Here is an 18307-nt window from a genome sequence, read left to right on the forward strand (position 1 = left end):
TGGCCGCGGGGTGACGCTCGGTGGCCCGTCGGCCGAGCAGGGCCAGATGCCCACGACGGCGCCGCCGGGACCCCCGCTTGAGGGGTCCGGTGGGCGTGTCGGGGGTCGGGTCTGGCACCTGCCCGAGGGCAGGTTGTATCGTCAGAGCAGCACCGCGCCTCTCTAGCCGGAGACGTACTCAGACCGGGCGGCAACCCGGTCACTTGTTCGGACGTAGGCCCCCGTTTCCGCGGGGGCCTTCGTCGTCTAGGGCAGTGCCCTAGGCGGTTTGGCGGAGAAGATCCTCCTGTGCGTGCTCGTCACGGGGCCACCACGTCGGTCGTCCGCTCTCGTCGAGCTCGTCGCGGGCCAGCAGCGCCTCGACGTAGGTAGCCAGGGAGACGTCCAGCGCGGCGGCTGCTCGGTGTGCCTTCGCGTGCAGGTCCGGGTGGACCCGGGCGTACACGGCCACGGACTGACCGGTGCGGGGGCGAGGCCGGGGCTGGCTCATGTCCTCAACCTTTACGTAGGCGATTGCGCGAGCGGGGATGCCGGCACTCTTCGGCGTGTCGCGCCCACGGTCAAGGGGTGCGGAGGAGATTGCTGGTGTCAGAGCAGAGGGCCAACGCTGACGCCGCGTTCGTCGAGGAAGGGCAGGGGGTTGATGGGCTCACCGCCGATGCGGACCTCGAAGTGCAGGTGACAGCCGGTGGAGTTGCCGGCGGTGCCGACGCGGGCGATCTGGGCGCCGGCGGCCACCTGTTGGCCGACGCCGACGAGCAGGTCGTCGGAGTGCATGTGCGCGTAGTAGGTCGTCGCGCCGTTGCCGTGGTCGATGACGATGAGGTTCCCGTAGGACGCCGCCGCGCCGGAGCGGACGACGGTGCCGGCAGCCGCGGCGTAGATGGGGGACTCGCACCCGGGAGCGAGGTCGATCCCGCTGTGGAGTTTGTAGATGCCGGTGACGGGGTTGGTGCGCATCCCGTAGGCGCTGGTGAAGGGCCCGCCGGCGGGCGCGGTCCAGCCGTCGGCGGTGATGGCGCCTGCGGCGACGTCGTCCCGGGCTCCGCCGCAGGCTGCGGTGCCGATCGCGGCCGCGGCCGGGACGATGTCGGGGGCGATGCCCGGCGGCACCGGGGGGTCGGCGGGGTCGACCGTCGCCGGAGGCGGCGGGGGAGCGGTGGCCGTCGCGTTGTTGGCGGTTGCCAGGGCCGCGACGACGGCGACGGCGGGGTCCCACCACCGGGTGTAGTGGTCGGGGTCGGCGTTGCGCTGGACGCGGTTGGCGACGCGGGTCGGGGCCATCTGGTCGCGGCCGTTGACGTCGGCCAGGACCCGGAAGAATGAGGTTGCAGAGCGTGTGGGGTCCATCCGGTCGGCAAGCGATCCCCAGGCGCCGTTGTCGCGCTGCTGGAACAGCCCGCGGCTGTCGGGGCCGGCGACGTCGCCGTAGTCCAGGACCCGAAGGCCGGACTCGCCCATCGCGGTCATCACGCCGATGGTCTGATCACGCTGGGACAGGCCCATTGCGGCGCCCGCGTTGATGATGGCGGCCGCGTTGTCCAGCTGCTCGCCGGAGTAGCCAGCGACCTCGCCGGTGATCCCGGAGGCGTCGACGACGACACCGGTGCCGGTGGTGCACTCGTTCTGGGTCTGGCTGTGGATGAGGCTGGCAAGCAGGACGACGCCGCCGCTGCACCCGCCGAAGAGGAGGACGGGGGCGAGGATCAGGGCGGTTTTGGCGCCGTTGTTCATGCCGGGGCGGTCGTCGAGGGAGGCTCGCTCGGTGGCGCCGACAGGGACTCGGGAGGGCTGATCCGCTCCGCGAGCCACGGAGCCTCGCCGCCGGTGCGGGCCAGGAGCACGTCGTAGGTGCCGACGTCGGTCGGCACCTGGACGGTGGCCAGGAACGCCGTTGTGCCCGACTCGGGTTCTACGAGGGCCGCGGGGCCGGTGACGGCCGTTGCGGGGACCTCGGCGGGGTCGACGTAGAAGTAGGCGTCCTGGGCCTCCGAGGTCAGCAGCGGCGCCAGAGTTTCCCACCACTCGGCCTCGATCACGGAGGTCTCGGCGGTCTGGTCAGGGCGCACGAAGGCGCGCATGACGGCGTCGCCGGCGGTCACGGCTTCCTCGCGCGAGGCCCTGTCCCACTCGGGGTAGGTCTCCCTGTCGTCCTCGGGCAAGTCGAAGTCCAGCGGCGTCCCCGTCGGCGTGGGCGCCGGCTGCGCGCTCGGGGCCGACGTCGGTTCTGAGGAGTCGTCCGAGCAGCCCGCGGCCGCGACCACGACGGCCGCGAGAACCAAGACCACCGTCCTTGGCTTCACGCTGGCCCTGTCGCGGCGGGGGCCGGCGTGACGAGCTGGTCGACCACCGCGGCGGCTACGCGGAGCCAGGCGGTCCGAGTGGCGGAGGACAGTGAGTCGTGGTCGATAACTCCGCCACCGGACAGGGCCCGGTCGAAGGGCACCCGCACGACTCGGGCGGGGTCCCCTCCGGTCGCGGCGGCGAAGTGGTCGGCGAGCCGCTTTCGCTCGTCCTCGGGGGTGCGCGGGGAGGGGTCGGACAGCACGGTCACGGCGCGTTCGAGCAGGTGCGCGTACGGACCCGCGGCGAGGGCGTCGACCATCCACGCGGCGGAGGCACCGGAGTCCTCGCGGACGGTGGTGGTGATGACGAGCTGGTCGGCCTCGGCCGCGGCGGCCTGCCAGTTCGCGGACCTGATGTTGTTGCCGGTGTCCACGACGACCAGGCGGTAGAACCGCGTGATCAGGTTGTGCAGAGCGGCGAAGTCGTCGGCGTCGACGACGCCAGCGCCGGTGGGGTCTTCGTCGGAGCGCAGGACGTCGAAGCGCACCCCGCGCTGGTGGTGCACGTGGGCGTCGAGGTCGCCCAGGCGTCCGGCGGTCGAGGTCAGTTCGGGGGCGGCGGCTAGGAGGGTTCGCACGGTGCCGCCGTGCCCGGCGTCGCGGGAGCGTAAACCGAGGGTGCCGCGGGTCTCGTTGTTGTCCCACGCGAGGACCCCGCCGCCGCGGGCCAGTCCCAGAGCACCGGACACGAGCAGAACGCCGGTGGTCTTGCCGACGCCGCCCTTGGGGTTGACGACCATGATCGTGCGGGGACCGGGGAGCTGGGTCTGCACTCGGGTGGTCAGCTCGAAGCGGGCCGCCTCGGCCTTGCTGGGTGCCAACGGCAGCCCGACCTCGTGCACCAGCCAGCCGCGCCAGCCCTCGCGGGCCCGCTGCGGCACAGCGCGGGACTGGCGGCTGCCGAGGAGGTCCTGAGCGTTGGGGCGGGAGACCACAGCAGCGGGTGCCGTGTCCTCTTGCTGGGTCGACGTCGAGGCGACGCGCGACGACATGGGGCCGACCCGCTCGCCCTGTGCGCCGTCCGGCGCGGGGGCGGACTCGACGACGACGGGCGAGACCGCATCCGGCGGCGTGGTCCCTGCCGCTGCGTTGTCGAGGGGCTGGGCCGCGGCCGCGGGTTCGGGCTCGCTGCGCCCGTCGGCGTGGACAAGGAGAGCCGTCTGCTCCTCGCCGTCGTCAGCCAGCGCACGCACCGGATGGCCACGCTCGGCGGCCATGCGGGCAACGGCCGCGATGGCGGCCTGCTCAGGCGTCAGTCCGGTCACGGCCGGGACGATCTGGCCGTCGATCGTCGCTCCGCCGTCAACTAGTGCCAGCTGGACCTGGTCAGATGCTGTGCTCGCCCTCATCGTCGTCCCCCTCGGGTCGTGGCTGTCGGAAGTAGTCCTCCAGGGCCAGGCGGTGAAAGCGCCACTCACCGCCGACCTTCCGAGCCGGCACCCGACCTTCGCGCGCGAGACGGAGCAGTGTGCGGCTGGCGATCCGCAGGTACTCGGCGGCTTCGTCGACCAGCATCACCTCCGGCCAAACGCGCGCCGGCGTCTCGTCGCTCACGCCGCAGGACGGTACCGGCGTGGCCAAGGGTGCCGAACTCACCGGTGGATGGTGACACGCCACCGTCGCTCCACACAAGCGCTATTCGTACGCTCAGAGGCTACTGGTCGTCCCCGACTTGTGCTTTACTTGTCCTCGGACGGACTGCGGGGCCGCTGGTCGCGCACGACGGGAGGGGGCATTCGACCATGAGCGCAAATCGGTGGGTGGTGACGACACCCCCACCGGCGACTGTCACCCAACAGGGCAGCGAAGAGGCCCCCATCGAGGAGTCGTCTGGGGAGCTGGTGCACGAGCTCGCGTGGGTTGCTGCTCATGGCGGCGCAGGCGTGACGACCCTCAGCCGCGCCGCCGGGGTCGGCCTCGACCGCGGCCGGTCGTGGCCGTCGGAACCGACGTCGGTGCTGCTCGTGGCCCGGACTCACGGGCACGGGCTGGCCGCAGCCCGGCAGGGCCTGCGGCAGGCCGAACAGGACGTCGTCCGTGGCCTCGTCCTCGTCGCTGATGCCCCAGGGCGTCTCCCTCGCCCCTTGCGCCAGCAGGTGCGCGTCCTCTCCGGCGCGGTCCCACATCTGTGGGAAGTGCCGTGGTTCGCCCCCTGGCGCCTCGACTCGTCGACACTTCCGGACCGTCAGATCACCCGCCTACTGTCCCAGATGACCAGCCCGCAGTGATTGGAGAAGTTTCAATGAACGCTCTTGCTGTCCTGACTGGTGGCGCCGTCCCCGACCCGGGTCTAGGCGAGGCTCCGCCGGAGATCGCGGAACGGGTCAACACGGTCCTCAGCCTGATCGCGTGGCTCGGCGTCGCGGCCTGCATCGCGGGGGTGTTCTTCACCGCTATCGCGATGGTGATCGCCTACCGGCGCGGTGACCTTGGCGACCAGATGGGCCGCTTCGGGATGGTGCTGGCCGCCTGCATCCTCATCGGCAGCGCATCCGCCCTCGTGACCTGGGCCATCGGCTGACCCTCCGCGTCACCACACCATCGTTCCCTTCGCCCATCGAGGAGAGCTGACATGGCGGCCCTGTCCGACACCGCCCGCCGACGAGCAATCGTCGCTGGCGCCGTCGTGCTGGTGGTGCTCGTGCTGCTGGCCGGCGTCCTGGTCGCGGGCGCCGGCCGGGAGGACACCTCCCCGGTGGCCGACCCCACACCATCGGCACCCTCGCCCTCAGCGGCAGCAGCGCCGACACCGGCCGAGACCGGCGACGGGTGCGATCCTGCGTCTGCCTCCGAAGCTCTACCGACGACGCCTCCGGCGGACCTCGAGTTCGAGATCGTCGATCGGGCCATCGTCCCGGTCAGCGACACCTACGGGCCTGCGCTGCGCACGGGCCCGGTATGGGATTGTTTTTCGCACAGTCCGATGGGTGCAGTCATGGCCGCCGCCAGCATCTCAACGCTCCGGGTCGTGGGCGAGGATTTGGCCACCATCGGTGAGCGGCAGCTCGTCGAGAACGCAGGGCGTGAGGTCTATCTCGACTTCGTCCGTGGGCTTGGCCCTGAGGGAGTGACGGCCCCCTCTGGCGGCTTCAATCAGCCTGCGGGCTTCCGCGTCGACAGCTACACACCGGAGCAGGCCGTCGTCTCCGTGGCGTCCAGAACTCCGAACGGCGCCCTCAGCGCGGCCGGGCTGACCGTGCTGTGGGAGGACGGGACCTGGAAGCTCCAGCTCCTCGACAACGGCTCGGAGACAGCGGCGCTGACCCCTCTGGTCAATCTCGACGACTACGTCGCTTGGGGCCTCTGATGGCAGCAGCAGGTGACAGCTCCACGTGCGTGCCCGGGCTCGGCGCCCTCTGCGACGTCGCGGCCAACGCCATCCAGGGAGTGGTCGGCAATGCAACGGACAGCGTTATCGCCGGGCTCGCGGAGGACTTCGCGGGGATGAGCACGCAGGTCATGGAAGTCCTGACGGGCTTTTGGCTGGACCTGCCGACCCCGGTGGTCGACGGCGGCGGCGTCGCGGCGTGGATCGGGGAGGCGACCTGGCTGTTCGTGGCAGCCGCCGCCGTCACGGGCGTCCTTGTCGCGGCCATCAGGACGGCCGTGTCCGGGGAAAAGCGGGCGATGGCGGACATGGGCCGCGGCCTGGTGATGGTCATGCTCGTCACTTCCGGCGCCGCTTTCGTGGTCGCCCAGCTTGTCTACATCGGTGACGAGTGGGCGTCCTGGGTCTACGAGAGTGCCGTCGGTGACGAGCCGATCAACCTTGGTATCGGGCTTGCTTCCGTGGTCTCACCCGGCCTGGTGCTGGTGATGGCGCTGGCCGCCGGCATCACCGGCATCGTGCAGATCGGCCTCATGCTCGCCCGCGCCGCGCTGATCCCGGTGCTCGTGGGTCTGCTGCCGGTCGCGGCCGCGGCCTCGATGACCGGGTCCGGGCGGCAGTGGTTCGGCAAGCTCGTTGCCTGGCTGGCCGCCTTCATCCTCTACAAGCCCGTCGCGGCGCTGCTGTACGCCGCCGCGTTCCAGCTCTCCGACGGCAGCGACGGCATCCTCGGGATGGTCAGCGGCGTCGCCATGCTGATCCTCGCAGTGCTCGCCCTCCCGGCGCTGATGCGGGTGATCGTCCCCGCCACCGCCGCCCTCGGTTCCGCCAACGCGGCGTCGATCGGCGCCGCCGGGGTCGGCGCGGTCGCGACGGGTGCCGTGACCGTTGTGGCCGCGGGCGCCGCCCTGGGCTCCGGCGGTGCCTCTGCGGGCGGGACGGCGGCGGCCAAGGGCGCCAGCAAGCCTGGCCCGGCCACGGCCGGCAAGGGCACCGGAGGGAGTGGCCCGTCTGGCGCCGGCCCCGCTCCCTCGAGCGGCGGTCCCAAGCCAAGCGGCAGCGCGCCGCCTCCCTCGGGGGCGGGCGGCACCACGACCGGTGGCGGGACGACCACGGGCACGTCCGGGGCGAACGGGACCTCCGGGGCGAACGGAACCTCGGGGTCCAACGGAGCCAGCGGCACGGGCCCGGGCACCGGTGCCAGCGGCGGAAAGCCGGTCCCGGCGTCGACGTCGGCCCCCCGCTCCGGCGCCGGTGGTGCATCGCCCAAGACCGGTGCTCCGCCTGTGGCCTCGGCCACGGGCGGCACCTCAGGCGCCTCCGGGGCCCGCACCACCAGCCCCGCTGCTGCGACGCCCACGAGCGCGTCGACCGGCGCGCGGCGACCTCCGCTGCCCCGCCCGGCGCCGCAGCGCGTCCCTGAGGCGACCGGCTCCTGGGTCACCGACGACAACACCAGTGATGGGGAGAAGTGATGAGCACGGCGAGTTCTGAGCGTGCCCCGCTGTACGGCAACTGGATCAAGCCGCGGTCGGCCGGTATCGGCCCGCTGGGGCTGGGGTCCACCGTCGCCGTCTTCATCGGGCTGGTGATCGTGCTGATCGTGTCGATGACCGCCGGCGGATGGGCCGCCCTGGTGGTCGCCGCTGTGTTCGCCGTGCCGCTGGCGCTGGCGTCGATCCCGGTCGACGGGCGCCCGTTGGCCGTGGTCATGGCGACCCAGGGGGGATGGCTGTTGCGGTGGATGCGCCGTGGCCACCAGTACCGCACCGGCGCGCTGACCAACCTGCCCATCTCAGCCGGGCGCCCCCTGCCGGGGGTGCTCGCCCGAACCAAGATCCTGTCGGCCGTCGACGGCTACGACAACTCGGTCGGGGTGATCTACCGGCCCGGCAAAAACCTCTACACCGTCGTCCTGCGCTGCACCGCCGACGGCGCCGGCCTGGTCGAGCGCGAGGTCGTCGACAACTGGGTCGCCGGCTACGGCGGCTTCCTGGCCACCCTCGGCGCCGAGCAGGGCCTGCGCGGGGCGACCGTCGTGGTCGACACCGCCCCCGACACCGGTACTCGTCTGCGCGGGGAGTATGAGCGGACCCTGTCGCCGGAGGCGCCGGCGGTTGCCCAGGCCGTGATGAGCGAGGTCGTCGAGCGTTATCCGGCCGCGTCCTCCGACAACGCTGTTTACGTCGCGCTGACCTACGCCGGGCGCGAGCTGGTTCGTAACGGGCGCGACACCGACGCCGTCCTGACCGAGATTGCACGCCAGGTCCCTGGCCTGGCCGCGACGTTGATCGACGCCGGTGGCGGCGACGTCGAGCCGGTCAGCGCGGTCGAGCTGCCTGCCATCGCTCGGGTCGCCTACGACCCCGCCACCCACGCTCACTTCTCGGCCGCGACAGCGGCCGGGGACCCGATCGAGCTGGACTGGTCCGAGGCCGGCCCCGTTGCCGCTGAGGAGGCATGGAGGTCCTACCGCCACGACTCCGGCACGTCGATGACCTGGGAGATGACCCGCGCCCCGGCCGGGACGGTCTACTCCCACGTCCTCGCGCCGCTGCTCGCGCCGCATCCGGCGTTCGTGCGAAAGCGCGTCGCGCTGATCTACCGCCCGCACGACCCGGGCGAGGCGACCCGCGTCACCGAGCGGGCGTCTAACACCGCCTCCTTCACCGCCAAGGGCGGCAAGGGCCGGGTCTCGGCGTCCGCCGAGCGGGTCGTGATGGCTGCCGAGCAGGCCGAGCGCGAGGTCGCCGCCGGCGCCGGCGTGACCCGCTTCGCGCTGATGGTCACCGTGACCGTGGGCGACGAGACCACGCTGGAGGAGGCCGCAGCGGCGGTGAGTCGTCTTGGCCAGCGGTCCCAGCTGACCTTGCGGCGCTGCTACGGCCACCAGGCGGCGGCCTTCGCCACGACCCTGCCCGTCGGCTTCCTGCCCTGGGAGCACGCCGTGCTCCCGACTTCCGTGCGCGACCTGCTCTGATGCCGGGCCCCCTTCCGGGGCCCACCTGTCGACTTCCCGCTTGTTCCCAGTTGATCGCTGAGGGAGACCGTCACATGCCACGCCGCCGCCGTCAGGACCGCTCCACCGCCGAGCCCGCTGCTGGACCCACGGTCGCATCGGGCGGGGTGAACGTGGTCGCGCACCTCGTCGACGAGCAGAACGGTCCCTCTTCTGACGCGGTTGGCGCCCTTCGCCGTCGCCGGCCTCAGCCGGAGAGGAAGGGCGCCGCCGCGACGTCGCGCGGCTTCGCCGGCGTTGCTGGCGGGCGATGGAACACCCTCCCGATTCCGCACGAGTGGCGCGGCACGAGCGTCCAGGTCTGCGGGTTGTGGCCGATGGTCGCCGGATCCAACCGACCCACTATGGGAGTCCCGCTGGGTCCGGACCTCCAGACCGGCACGACCGTCTCCTGCGACCCGCTGACCTGGTGGGACGTCGGCTTCATGGGCAACCCCTCGGCGCTGATCCTCGGCCGTCCGGGGTTCGGCAAGTCCACGACAGCCGTCCGGATGATCCTGGGCCTGGCCGCCCGCGGCGTCGTGCCGATGGCGCTGGGCGACCTGAAGCCCGACTACGCCGACACGGTCCGTGCCCTGGGCGGCACCGTCATCTCTTACGGCCGCGGCCGCGGCCAGATGAACGTGCTCGACCTCGGCGCGATGGTGGAGGCCGCCGACAGGATCGGTGGCATCGAGGGCGCACAGCTCCGCGAGGACGCGATGGCCCGGTCTCGGGAGATGGTCGCGGCGCTGATCACCGTGGTCCGTCGGGCGCCCGTGACCGACCACGAGGAGATGCTTCTGGCGGCGGCCATCGACGTGCTGCTGGCCGACCGCGACGCCAGTGAGTCGGCGCCGACCCTCCCGGACTTGATCGCCCTGATCGACGAGGGCCCAGAGCCGCTGATGATCGCTGCGCTGGCCCGTGGTGACCAGCACGAGTACCGCGCACTCGCCAACCCTCTGCAGAAGTCGCTCAAGGCCGTCGTAGCCGGACCTCTCGGGTCGACATTCGCCGGTCCGACGACCACCCGCATCCCCCTGGACACCCCGGGCGTCTGCGTCGACATTTCCGCCCTCGGAGAGCGGGACGAGCGGCTGACCGCCGCGGTCATGCTCGCCACCTGGGCGGAGGGCTTCGCCGCGATGGAGGCCGCCCAGGCCCTCGCTGACGCGGGTCTGGCGCCCCGGCGGAAGTACCTCGTCGTCATGGACGAGCTGTGGCGGCCGCTGCGCATCGGCGCGGGCCTGCCCGACCGGATGGACGCCATCACCCGCCTCAACCGCAGCCTCGGCGTCGGCCAGATCATGCTCACGCACACGCTCAAGGACATGGAGTCGATGGCCAACGAGGCCGACCGGGTCAAGGCCCGCGGCTTCGCCGAGCGGGCCGGCATGATCATCACCGCGGCCCTGCCACGCCGCGAGCTCCGCGCGCTTTCGGACATCGTCCACCTGACCGAGCCGGAGATCGCGATGGTCTCGGGGTGGAACACCCCGAAGTCCTGGCGCCCGCCGCGGCGCACCGACGGTCGACCGGTCCCTCCGCCCGGCGCGGGCAAGATGCTGATCAAGGTGGGTGAACGGGCCGGGGTCCCGGTCAAGGTCGACGTAACCGAGACCGAGCTCGCCCTGCACGACACCAACTCGCGCTGGCACGACCACCACCTGCCGGCCGAGCCGGTCGGGGAGGTCGACGACAGCCTCGACGGTCTCGACGACCTCGACGGCCTCGACGACCCCCGCGCTGACGAGCACCCCGCGGCGCCGGAGCCGGTGGGCGTCCGATGAGCGCCGGTCGTCCGGCCGCCGGCCTCGACGGCTCGGTTCTGCTCGCCTGGGTGATCCCCGGCGCCGCGGCACTGGCCGCGGCCGCAGCGTCGTTCCTGTGGCTGGCCGAGGCCGTCGACGCCCTGCGCGCCGGCCAGCCGTGGCCGGGCAGCCCGCTCGAGGTCGGCCGGGCCGTGGCCATCGAGGGTGCCGCGCTGCCGTCGGTCCTCGCGCTGGTCGTCGCCGCCGTCGCCGTGGCCCTCCCGGTGACGCTGTTGGTGCTCCTGGTGGCCCGTATGACCCGGCGCATGAGGCACCGGCCCGACGTCGACCGCTCGACGCGGCACCTGGCCAAGGCGCCCGAGCGCCAGCGGCTCGGCCACCGCGCCCGCACCGCCGAGGCGACCCGCCTGGCGCCCTCGCTCAAGGACTCCCCGGGCCTGCTGATCGGCCGCACCGTCAACGGCGGCCAGCGGGTCTACCAGGGCTGGGAGGACGTCGCCCTGGACGTCTGGGGACCCCGCCGGGGCAAGACGACCTCCCGGGCCGTGCCGGCGCTGCTGGCCGCCCCCGGCGCCGCCGTGGCCACGTCCAACAAGCGCGACCTGCTCGACACCACCGCCGGCGTGCGGGCCCAGACCGGACGGGTGTGGGTCTTCGACCCCCAGGGCATCGCCAGCGACGGCGCGCCCACCTTCATCTACGACCCGCTCTCGCGGGTCCGCACCGCCGTCGAGGCCCAGCGCCTCGCGGCGCTGTTCGTGGCCGACACCAAGGAGCCCGGCGCCCGCACCGACCCGCAGTGGGACACCGCCGGAGCCGACCTGCTCGCCTGGCTGATGCTCGCCGCCGCCGTCGCCGGCCGCCCCCTGGGCGACGTCTGGGCCTGGGTCTCCGACTCCTCCGACGACACCCCCGTCCAGCTCCTCCGCGAGCACGGACACGACGGCCCCGCCGCCTCCGTGGACGCCGTCACCCACCAGCCCGACAAGATGCGCGGGTCGGTCTACGGCACCGCGCAGCGGATGGCCCGGCCCCTGATCAACCCCCAGCTCCTCGCCTGGGTCACGCCGACCCCCGGCCTGCCGACCTTCGACCCGACCGCCTTCGTCGGCTCACCTGACACCCTCTACGCCCTCTCCCGCGAGGGCGCCGGGTCCTCCGGCGCGGTCGTGACCGCCTTGACGTCCGCGGTCTGCGAGGACGCCGAGCGGACCGCGATGACCAACCCCGACCGCTCCGGGCGGCTGCCGACCCCGCTGGTGGTCGTCCTCGACGAGGCCGCCAACGTCTGCCGCTGGCCCGAGCTGCCCGCGCTCTACTCCCACTACGGCTCCCGCGGGATCGCGCTGCTGACCTTCCTCCAGTCCTACTCCCAGGGCGTCGCCGTCTGGGGCGAGGAAGGGATGCGCACGCTGTGGTCGGCCGCGACCGTCCGCGTCTACGGCGGTGGCGTGGCCGACCAGCGCTGGCTCAACGAGCTCTCCGACCTCATCGGTGACCACGACGAGGTCCACCGCTCGGTCTCCACCAGCCGCCACGGCCGCTCGACGTCCGTCGACACCCGCCAGCGCCGGACGATGACCACCGCCGAGCTGACCGCCCTGCCGACCAAGCGCGCGGTCGTCCTCGCCGGCGGCCGCCCGGTCCTTGTCGAGCCGATGCGGTGGTTCGAGGACAAGCGCCAGGCGGAGACCATCACCGCCGCCAGCAAGGAGTGGCAGACCACCCATGCCTGACAGCCCCCTCGCCGCCGAGACCGAGGTCGACGACGTCGACGACGCCGCCGAGCTCGTCGTCTGGGTTCGCGACGTCCTCGCGCCGTCCGTCAACCGTGACCTCAACACCCACGGGCAGCTCGTGTGGTGCTCGCAGTGGTGGGAGCACCCCGAGGCCGTCGCGCGGCTGCACGCCCTGGCGATGGCCTACTCGACGCTCGTCGAGGACGAGGACGCCGGCGCCGACGGCGCCTCGTCGTGGTGGCTCCAGCACGCCGACCCCCACCTGGCCGTCCTGCTCAACAAGGACACGGGCCCGTTCAGCCAGTGCGTCCGCGGGCACCGCCCCACGCTCGGCCTGCCCTGGGAGGACCCGCCCAAGGACGTGACGCTTCCGCGCATCGCGGCCATCCCCGGGCCGGCGGACGCCGCGGACGCGGCAGCCGCGCTCGACGAGTAGTCGCCCGCTCTACCGCGGACGAACGCTCATCGCTCGGCCTCGGTGTCCCGGCCGGTGATCTTCGGCCGGCCTGCGGCCCCGGTCTTGCCGTTGACGCGGCCGCGGCCCCGAGCTCGGCTCATGCTGAGACGGCGTCCTCCCCCGGCGCTGGCACCCGCCGCCACCGGCTCGTCATGACCGCCCTCCGTCGTTGACGTCGCCCGCTCGTGGTCGGGACGAGTCGCGTTGCCCTCCTCCCGGCCGTCAGACGGCGCGCGCTTCTCTTCGCCGCCCTTGGCTCCGTCTTCTTGCCCGGTGGACGTCTTCGTGCCCGCGTCCTGCTCGCCGTCGCTCTCGCCGTGGCTCTCACCGGCCTGCTCTCGCAGGCGATCGGCTTCGGCACGGCTTCGCTCGGCCTCCTCGTCGAACCCGGCGGCCTTCTGCTCGCACTCCGCGGCACGCTCGTCGTAATCGCGAGCCGCGTCCTCGCGGCCGTCCTCGCGGGCCCGCTCAGCGTTGCGTCGTTGTTCCTCAGCGGACTCGCGTGCCTCTCTGGCGGCCACCTCCGCATCGCGAGCTCGGTCCTCGTGCTGCCCGACGTCTTCGCCTCGCTGGTCGCCGTCTCCGGAGCCACGGTCGTCGCCGGCGCTGTCACTGTTCTGGCGCCAGTCGGCGCCGAACCGGTCGCGCCCGGACTCCTCGATCCGTCGCAGGGCGTCGCGGTCGCGGGGGTCCCCGCCGCGTCCGAGGACGTCGGCGGCCTCGGCCAGGTCTTCGCGGGAGGCCGACCCGATCCAGTCCTCTCGGCGGGCGAGCTCGCGGTAGGCGCCGCGGGCCTCGCGGCGCAGCTCTTCGAGCTGGCGTTCCTGCTCGGCCTGGGCGCGGGCCCGGTCGGCGGACCGCTCCGCCATCCGCTGCGCGATGCGCGCGGCCTGCGACGCCGACGCGGCGGCCGCGACCGCCAGCGGGCGCATGCTCTCGATCGCGTCGGTCTCCGGGGACTCGCTCATCGTGGCGGTGCCTCCTGCTCCTGTAGATGTGCTGCCATCGGCGGACGCCACGGTGGCCCGTGCCGTGCGTGCTGTGGCGGCCGCGGTCGCTCCTGCGCCGGCGGCGGCCCTGGTGGTCTCCTGCGCGAACCGCTGGCGCAGCGCCACGGTCTCCAGGCGAGCGGCCCTGGCCGCTCCGGCGGCGTGGGCGGCGTCCCCGATCGCCTCGGCGGTCCGGGTGAGCTGGAGCAGCAGCGCCGCTGACCCGCCCTTGCCCGACCCGGCCATGAGCACCGTCGCCAGGTCCCCCAGCCCGGCGCCGACGGCGCTCGACGACGCGCCCCGCGCCCCGGACCGAGCAGCCGCACCGGACGCCTGAGCCAGCCGTCGGGAGGCCCGGTCCAGCCCGCCCCCGCGGGGGCCCTCCCAGCCGGACGAGGCCGCCGCGAGCAGCCCGGAGGTCTCCCGGGCGAGGCCGGCCCACTGCTGCCACGACGCCGCCGGCGTCGAAGACAATCGGTGCGCGGCGGCGTGCAGCTCGCGCGCCGCGGCGGCCGCGGCGGCCGGGTCGCCACCGCGGCGCAGGCCGGGACCGTGACCGGGGCCGCGTCCGCCCGGCCCGTCGCCGGCGGTCGTTCCGCCGGTCTGCTGGGACCCTGACGACGACCAGGCGGTCAGCGCTCGAGCGCGCTCCCCGGGGGTGTCGTCCCACCCGGCGCGCAGCGCCGGCAGGGACAGGTCCCGCGCCAGCCGCCCGCCGGCGAAGTAGACGAGATGGCCGCTGGGGTCACGCTCGCGCAGGGCCGCGACCTTGTACCCGGTGACCTCGTCCTGGCCGCCCTGGGCGTACCGGGGGTGGACGAACAGCCCCGCCCGACGCATCCCGTCGACGAACTCGCTCTCGGTGCTCGCGGCCGTCGCCGCGGCGCGGACGTCGCGCTGCACCCGGTCACGCAGCGGGAGGTCCTGGCCGTCGGGCCCGCTGGCCCGCTCGGTGGCGAGCAGGTCCGCGCGTGAGGCGGGCGGCAGGCTCCGGGAGCCCCGGCCGGGGGTGCGGTCGCCGGACAGCCCGAGCTCTGCTTCGACCTTGGCGCAGTACCGGTTGAGCTTGGCGTAGTCGTCGTGCGGGGCGGCCTTGGTGCCGTCGGCGCGGGCCAGGACGGCGACGACGTGGACGTGGTCGTTGCCAGCGGTCGACAGGCCGTGGCGGACCGCGGCCCACCGCACCGGGGCCTTGGTGCCGTCGTCCGCCAGGCCGACCACGGCCAGGGCGCCGCGGGCGGCCGTGGCCCACTCGGCGTCGGTGAGCACCCGGTCGCCCGCCGGGTTGGACAGGGAGAAGTGGTAGACCTCGCCGCGCGGGACGGTGACCTCGTACAGGTCCTTGTAGTGGTTGAGGTCGGCCGCGAACGCCCGTCGTGCGCCCGGCTCCGACAGCGTCGGGTCGGCCACGTCCATCTCGTCGCTGGCCGCGATGACGTGCTGGTCGGTGTGCTCGTTGTGGCGGCCGGGCCCCATCAGGTAGGCCGTCAGGCCCGCGACCCGGGTGCCCCGGGTGACCTTGGCGATCACGCCCGCACCCCGCTCCGGTCGACCGACGCGCCACCGGCGGGGTCCTCGTCGAGGGCGTCGTCGCCCTCTCCCTCGCCGGCGAGCCGGGCGCCGAGGTCGTCCATCCGGTCCATCACCCGGCGGGCCGCGTCGAGCACCGCGTGCAGCTCGGTCCCGACCTCGCCCGTGGCGTTGTAGCCGGCCGCGAGCTGGTTGACGTTGGTGGCCACGCCCCGCGCCAGGCGTCGGACGGCGACGAACTCCGCCGCCCACGCCCGCCGCTCGAGCGCGCTCATCGACCCGCCCGCGAAGCTGCGCCCGCCCGCGCCGTCGCCGCCAACGTCCCGGCCCGCGCCGCCCCGGTCGGCCATGCCGGCCGCCACCAGCCACGCCGGCAGGGACAGGCCCGCGGCCGCCGCCCGCGCCGACAGGCGCACGTGCTCGTCGTCGCTGACCCGCACGTGCACCGGCCGGTGCCGTCCTCCTGGCACCCGCCGCTGACGACGACGCGCCCGCTGGGTCGCCGTCCTCGCTCCGGTCACGTTCTCGGTCGTCGCCGCGGTCCCCGCCGCCGCCGACGGCCCGTCCGTGCCGGGGCCCGAGGTCAGGCCCGGTCCGCCCTGCGCGCTCGGCTGCACCGCAGCCGTGGCGTTCAGCTCTTCGGCCACCGGCCCTCACCCCCTCCCCAGCGGAGCGCCCCGACCCCCTGGGGTCGTGCCCCGCCGGCGGCGGGACTGGCGTCGCGCCAGTCTGCCGCAGCGCGGGCCCGCAGGGCCAGCACCAGGCGCAATCCGGCTACCGGATTGCATACCTTGCTCACGTAGTGCTTCCCGGCGTGACGCCGTCACCGCTGGTGCACGGTCGCCGCTAGGGTGAGTGCGCAACCGCACAACCACCGAGGGGGAAACCTGCCGTGGCTCAAACGAGCACCCGCCGCAACGCCGCTGCCGCCGCCCGCGAACTCATGAGCGCCAAGATCAAGACGATCGAGGACCTGGCGGAGTCGCTGGAGGACTGGCGCGCTTCGCGCGCGGCGATCGACGAGGCCGTGGCCGCCGCAGACCGCAAGGCCGCCGACGTGCGGACGGCACACGAGACGGCACGCACGTCGGGCTGGTCGGTCGCAGAACTAAGCAACCTCGGCCTCGAGCCCCCGGCCCAGCCACGCCGCCGCCGCAGCAGCAGTAACGGCACCGCCGGGGCGAGTACGGACGGCACCGACGGCGATGCCGCCCGAGCGGCCGATGGCGACGCTCCCGCCCCCTCTGACGGCGTCGACGCAGCATGACCGTCCGAGTGAGCGTCCGCGTCGAGCTGTACGACGGCGCGACGCTGGCGGGCGCCGCCACCCGGCGCGACGTCGACTTGCTGTCGGTCCCCGTCGCGGGCGACACCTTCGGCGCGATGGTGCTGCACCCCTCGCACGAGACGTGCCCGCCGATCCACCACGTCGAGCACTACCCCTCGCCCACCTGGCGCGAGAGCGAGCCCGCCGCCGCACCCACGAGCTCCCCGCCGGAAGCGGTCGTAGTCGTGCACGCCGCCTGGTCGGACGCTCAAGTGCTCTTGGAGTACGACCTGCACGGATGGGACGTCAACGACTTCACGCGTCGCGCTTGACCGGCGCCCACCCGGGCGGCCCCCCTCAGACGTGGCAGTAACCACCCCGCCGGGGGACCGCTGCACGGCGCGTCGTCGCCGCCGGCACCTACTCTGAGGCATGGCCAAGATCGGGACCGAGGACGAGCCCATCACCGTGAGCCCGGACGAGCCGCTGACGTCACCGTCTGAGCCGGCGACCGTCCCGGAGCCGGCGACGACGCCGGCCCCCGAGCCGGCGCAGCGCTGACCCGATGCTCACGCGCCCGCTGCCGCGGTGGACCTCGTGACCGACATCCATGGGTCGGTCCGCGGGGTCCGCACCTTCCGTCTGACCCAGGCCGACCGGTTGGCGCCGGTCACGGCGCGCCCGCCGTGGACGTCGGGCGTCAACACCGCCGTCTGTGACCGGCGCGAGCGCCGCCGTCGAGCGATCCCCGAGCACCAGGCGCCTGGGCGTGGCTGCTCATGCGGGTTGTGGGCGTGCGGCAACCTCGAAGCGCTCCGCGGCTCCGGCGTCCTGGGCGCCTCGCGCGTGCTCGCCGTCGTCGCCGCGCACGGCACCCTCATCCCCGCGACCCGCGGTTTCCGCGCGCAGCATGCCGTCATCGAGGCGCTGTGGCTGTCCCCGCGCATCCCCGCCACGCGGCGCGCAGCCGTCGCCCGCGCCTACCCCGCCGCGGCCGTCTACTCCAACCGCCGGGCGATGCTCTCCGAGCACCCCCTGACGGTCCTGCCGACTTACGTCCTGCCGACCGCACCCGGCCGCGGAGTGCTATTCGCCAGCCTGTTCGCGTTGGCCACGTGGACTGTCGCCGTCGTCGTGCTGTGGCTGTCGACGCCGGTCCCCGACGGCGCCGCGACTGCGACGCCGCTGGTCGCCTCTGCTGCCGCGCAGCTCGTCGCCGTCAGCGTCGTCACCGTCGGGCATTTCACCATCGCCACCGCGGCGCTGCTGCTCGCCGTCCACGGCCGGTGGTGGCGCGCCGCCGCCGCCACGCTCGTGCCGCAGACGGTGCTCCTGGTCGCTGGGCATCTGGCCCTCGACGACGTCACCGCGTGGGTCCAGCTCGCGATGGCCGCACTGTCGGCGGCGGTGCTACACACGGCCGCCGGCGCGGCGTTCGCCTGGCGGTGGCACACCGCCGAGTCGGACCATCTCGCCTGAGCCGACCGCCGGTCGGCAGCGCGGTCAACGCGGGCAAGCAGGAGCCCCTCGACCCCTTGTGGACGACCCGAGCTAACAGCGGCTCGGCTCGCCCACACGGGGACGACGGGACCCACCTGACCACCCGCACACAGCCGGCGCCCTCACCACTGCGCGCCCGTCGCCACCGCGTGCGCCGACCGTGCACGGCCTGACCCCAGCACAGTCACCACAGCGCCTCCGGCGCTCCCCGCCCGGTCACCTGACAGGGAGGGTGCCGGTCCCCTCCCGACGCCGGGAGCGTGTCAGCGCCGCCGGCGGCGTCAAGGGCGCTGCGCGTCGCTGCGCGATGGCCCTACGGGCCACCCTTGACCCCGCCACCAGCGCCGACGAGCGGCATCTATCGGGAGGGGACGGGGGC

At 73.7% G+C, this 18307-nt stretch carries 19 protein-coding genes; 12 read left to right on the forward strand and 7 right to left on the reverse strand.

What is annotated here, in order from left to right:
• Positions 1 to 259: 259 nt before the first annotated feature.
• The 5 genes from WDV86_RS01895 to WDV86_RS01915 all read right to left on the reverse strand — a co-directional run bounded on the left by WDV86_RS01895 (position 260) and on the right by WDV86_RS01915 (position 3899).
• A complete protein-coding gene (locus tag WDV86_RS01895) occupies positions 260 to 490 on the reverse strand; it encodes a toxin-antitoxin system HicB family antitoxin (protein ID WP_339565903.1) in 231 nt (76 codons plus the stop codon).
• Between the two features lie 98 nt (positions 491 to 588).
• Positions 589 to 1734, reverse strand: coding sequence for a M23 family metallopeptidase (locus WDV86_RS01900; protein ID WP_339565904.1), 1146 nt, complete (start codon positions 1732 to 1734; stop codon positions 589 to 591).
• Positions 1731 to 2303, reverse strand: a complete 573-nt coding sequence (locus WDV86_RS01905) for a hypothetical protein (RefSeq protein ID WP_339565905.1) — start codon at positions 2301 to 2303, stop codon at positions 1731 to 1733. Before WDV86_RS01905 ends, WDV86_RS01900 begins: the two co-directional genes overlap by 4 nt.
• Positions 2300 to 3610, reverse strand: a complete 1311-nt coding sequence (locus tag WDV86_RS01910) for a hypothetical protein (RefSeq protein ID WP_339565906.1) — start codon at positions 3608 to 3610, stop codon at positions 2300 to 2302. The genes WDV86_RS01905 and WDV86_RS01910 overlap by 4 nt, the downstream gene beginning before the upstream one ends.
• A gap of 61 nt (positions 3611 to 3671) precedes the next feature.
• Entirely contained in the window at positions 3672 to 3899 is a 228-nt protein-coding gene (locus tag WDV86_RS01915; protein WP_339565907.1) for a helix-turn-helix domain-containing protein, read from the reverse strand.
• A gap of 188 nt (positions 3900 to 4087) precedes the next feature.
• Between WDV86_RS01915 and WDV86_RS16160 the strand changes: the two genes are divergently transcribed.
• The 8 genes from WDV86_RS16160 to WDV86_RS01950 all read left to right on the forward strand — a co-directional run bounded on the left by WDV86_RS16160 (position 4088) and on the right by WDV86_RS01950 (position 12621).
• Positions 4088 to 4573, forward strand: coding sequence for a DUF6668 family protein (locus WDV86_RS16160; protein ID WP_445262903.1), 486 nt, complete (start codon positions 4088 to 4090; stop codon positions 4571 to 4573).
• Positions 4574 to 4587: 14 nt separating this feature from the next.
• On the forward strand, positions 4588 to 4866 hold the full coding sequence (locus WDV86_RS01920; RefSeq protein ID WP_339565908.1) for a hypothetical protein: 279 nt from the start codon (positions 4588 to 4590) through the stop codon (positions 4864 to 4866).
• A gap of 51 nt (positions 4867 to 4917) precedes the next feature.
• Positions 4918 to 5652: a hypothetical protein gene (locus WDV86_RS01925; RefSeq protein WP_339565909.1), complete on the forward strand. Its 735-nt coding sequence runs from the start codon at positions 4918 to 4920 to the stop codon at positions 5650 to 5652.
• Positions 5652 to 7148: a hypothetical protein gene (locus WDV86_RS01930; RefSeq protein ID WP_339565910.1), complete on the forward strand. Its 1497-nt coding sequence runs from the start codon at positions 5652 to 5654 to the stop codon at positions 7146 to 7148. The genes WDV86_RS01925 and WDV86_RS01930 overlap by 1 nt, the downstream gene beginning before the upstream one ends.
• Entirely contained in the window at positions 7148 to 8653 is a 1506-nt protein-coding gene (locus tag WDV86_RS01935; RefSeq protein ID WP_339565911.1) for an SCO6880 family protein, read from the forward strand. Before WDV86_RS01930 ends, WDV86_RS01935 begins: the two co-directional genes overlap by 1 nt.
• Before the next feature lie 383 nt (positions 8654 to 9036).
• The gene (locus WDV86_RS01940; protein ID WP_339565912.1) at positions 9037 to 10464 is read left to right on the forward strand and encodes a hypothetical protein; all 1428 of its coding nucleotides are present in this window, start codon (positions 9037 to 9039) and stop codon (positions 10462 to 10464) included.
• Positions 10461 to 12182 carry a type IV secretory system conjugative DNA transfer family protein gene (locus WDV86_RS01945; protein WP_339565913.1) on the forward strand — a complete coding sequence of 574 codons (1722 nt, stop codon included), beginning with the start codon at positions 10461 to 10463 and terminating at the stop codon, positions 12180 to 12182. The genes WDV86_RS01940 and WDV86_RS01945 overlap by 4 nt, the downstream gene beginning before the upstream one ends.
• Positions 12175 to 12621, forward strand: a complete 447-nt coding sequence (locus WDV86_RS01950; RefSeq protein WP_339565914.1) for a DUF4913 domain-containing protein — start codon at positions 12175 to 12177, stop codon at positions 12619 to 12621. Before WDV86_RS01945 ends, WDV86_RS01950 begins: the two co-directional genes overlap by 8 nt.
• 26 nt (positions 12622 to 12647) lie before the next feature.
• Here WDV86_RS01950 and WDV86_RS01955 read toward each other — a convergent pair whose 3' ends face one another.
• Together WDV86_RS01955 and WDV86_RS01960 are read right to left on the reverse strand one after the other, a co-directional pair.
• Positions 12648 to 15161, reverse strand: coding sequence for a relaxase/mobilization nuclease domain-containing protein (locus WDV86_RS01955; RefSeq protein ID WP_339565915.1), 2514 nt, complete (start codon positions 15159 to 15161; stop codon positions 12648 to 12650).
• On the reverse strand, positions 15158 to 15808 hold the full coding sequence (locus tag WDV86_RS01960) for a hypothetical protein (RefSeq protein WP_339565916.1): 651 nt from the start codon (positions 15806 to 15808) through the stop codon (positions 15158 to 15160). The genes WDV86_RS01955 and WDV86_RS01960 overlap by 4 nt, the downstream gene beginning before the upstream one ends.
• A 296-nt stretch (positions 15809 to 16104) precedes the next feature.
• Between WDV86_RS01960 and WDV86_RS01965 the strand changes: the two genes are divergently transcribed.
• The 4 genes from WDV86_RS01965 (at position 16105) to WDV86_RS01980 (ending at position 17907) form a co-directional block, all read left to right on the forward strand.
• A complete protein-coding gene (locus tag WDV86_RS01965) occupies positions 16105 to 16428 on the forward strand; it encodes a hypothetical protein (protein ID WP_339565917.1) in 324 nt (107 codons plus the stop codon).
• Positions 16425 to 16760 (forward strand): hypothetical protein, encoded by a 336-nt coding sequence (locus WDV86_RS01970; protein ID WP_339565918.1) that lies wholly within the window; start codon positions 16425 to 16427, stop codon positions 16758 to 16760. Before WDV86_RS01965 ends, WDV86_RS01970 begins: the two co-directional genes overlap by 4 nt.
• 100 nt (positions 16761 to 16860) lie before the next feature.
• Positions 16861 to 16989: a hypothetical protein gene (locus tag WDV86_RS01975; RefSeq protein ID WP_339565919.1), complete on the forward strand. Its 129-nt coding sequence runs from the start codon at positions 16861 to 16863 to the stop codon at positions 16987 to 16989.
• A gap of 27 nt (positions 16990 to 17016) precedes the next feature.
• Positions 17017 to 17907, forward strand: coding sequence for a hypothetical protein (locus WDV86_RS01980; RefSeq protein WP_339565920.1), 891 nt, complete (start codon positions 17017 to 17019; stop codon positions 17905 to 17907).
• Positions 17908 to 18307 lie beyond the last annotated feature (400 nt).

Source organism: Pseudokineococcus sp. 1T1Z-3 (assembly GCF_037482365.1).
Lineage (GTDB): Bacteria > Actinomycetota > Actinomycetes > Actinomycetales > Quadrisphaeraceae > Pseudokineococcus.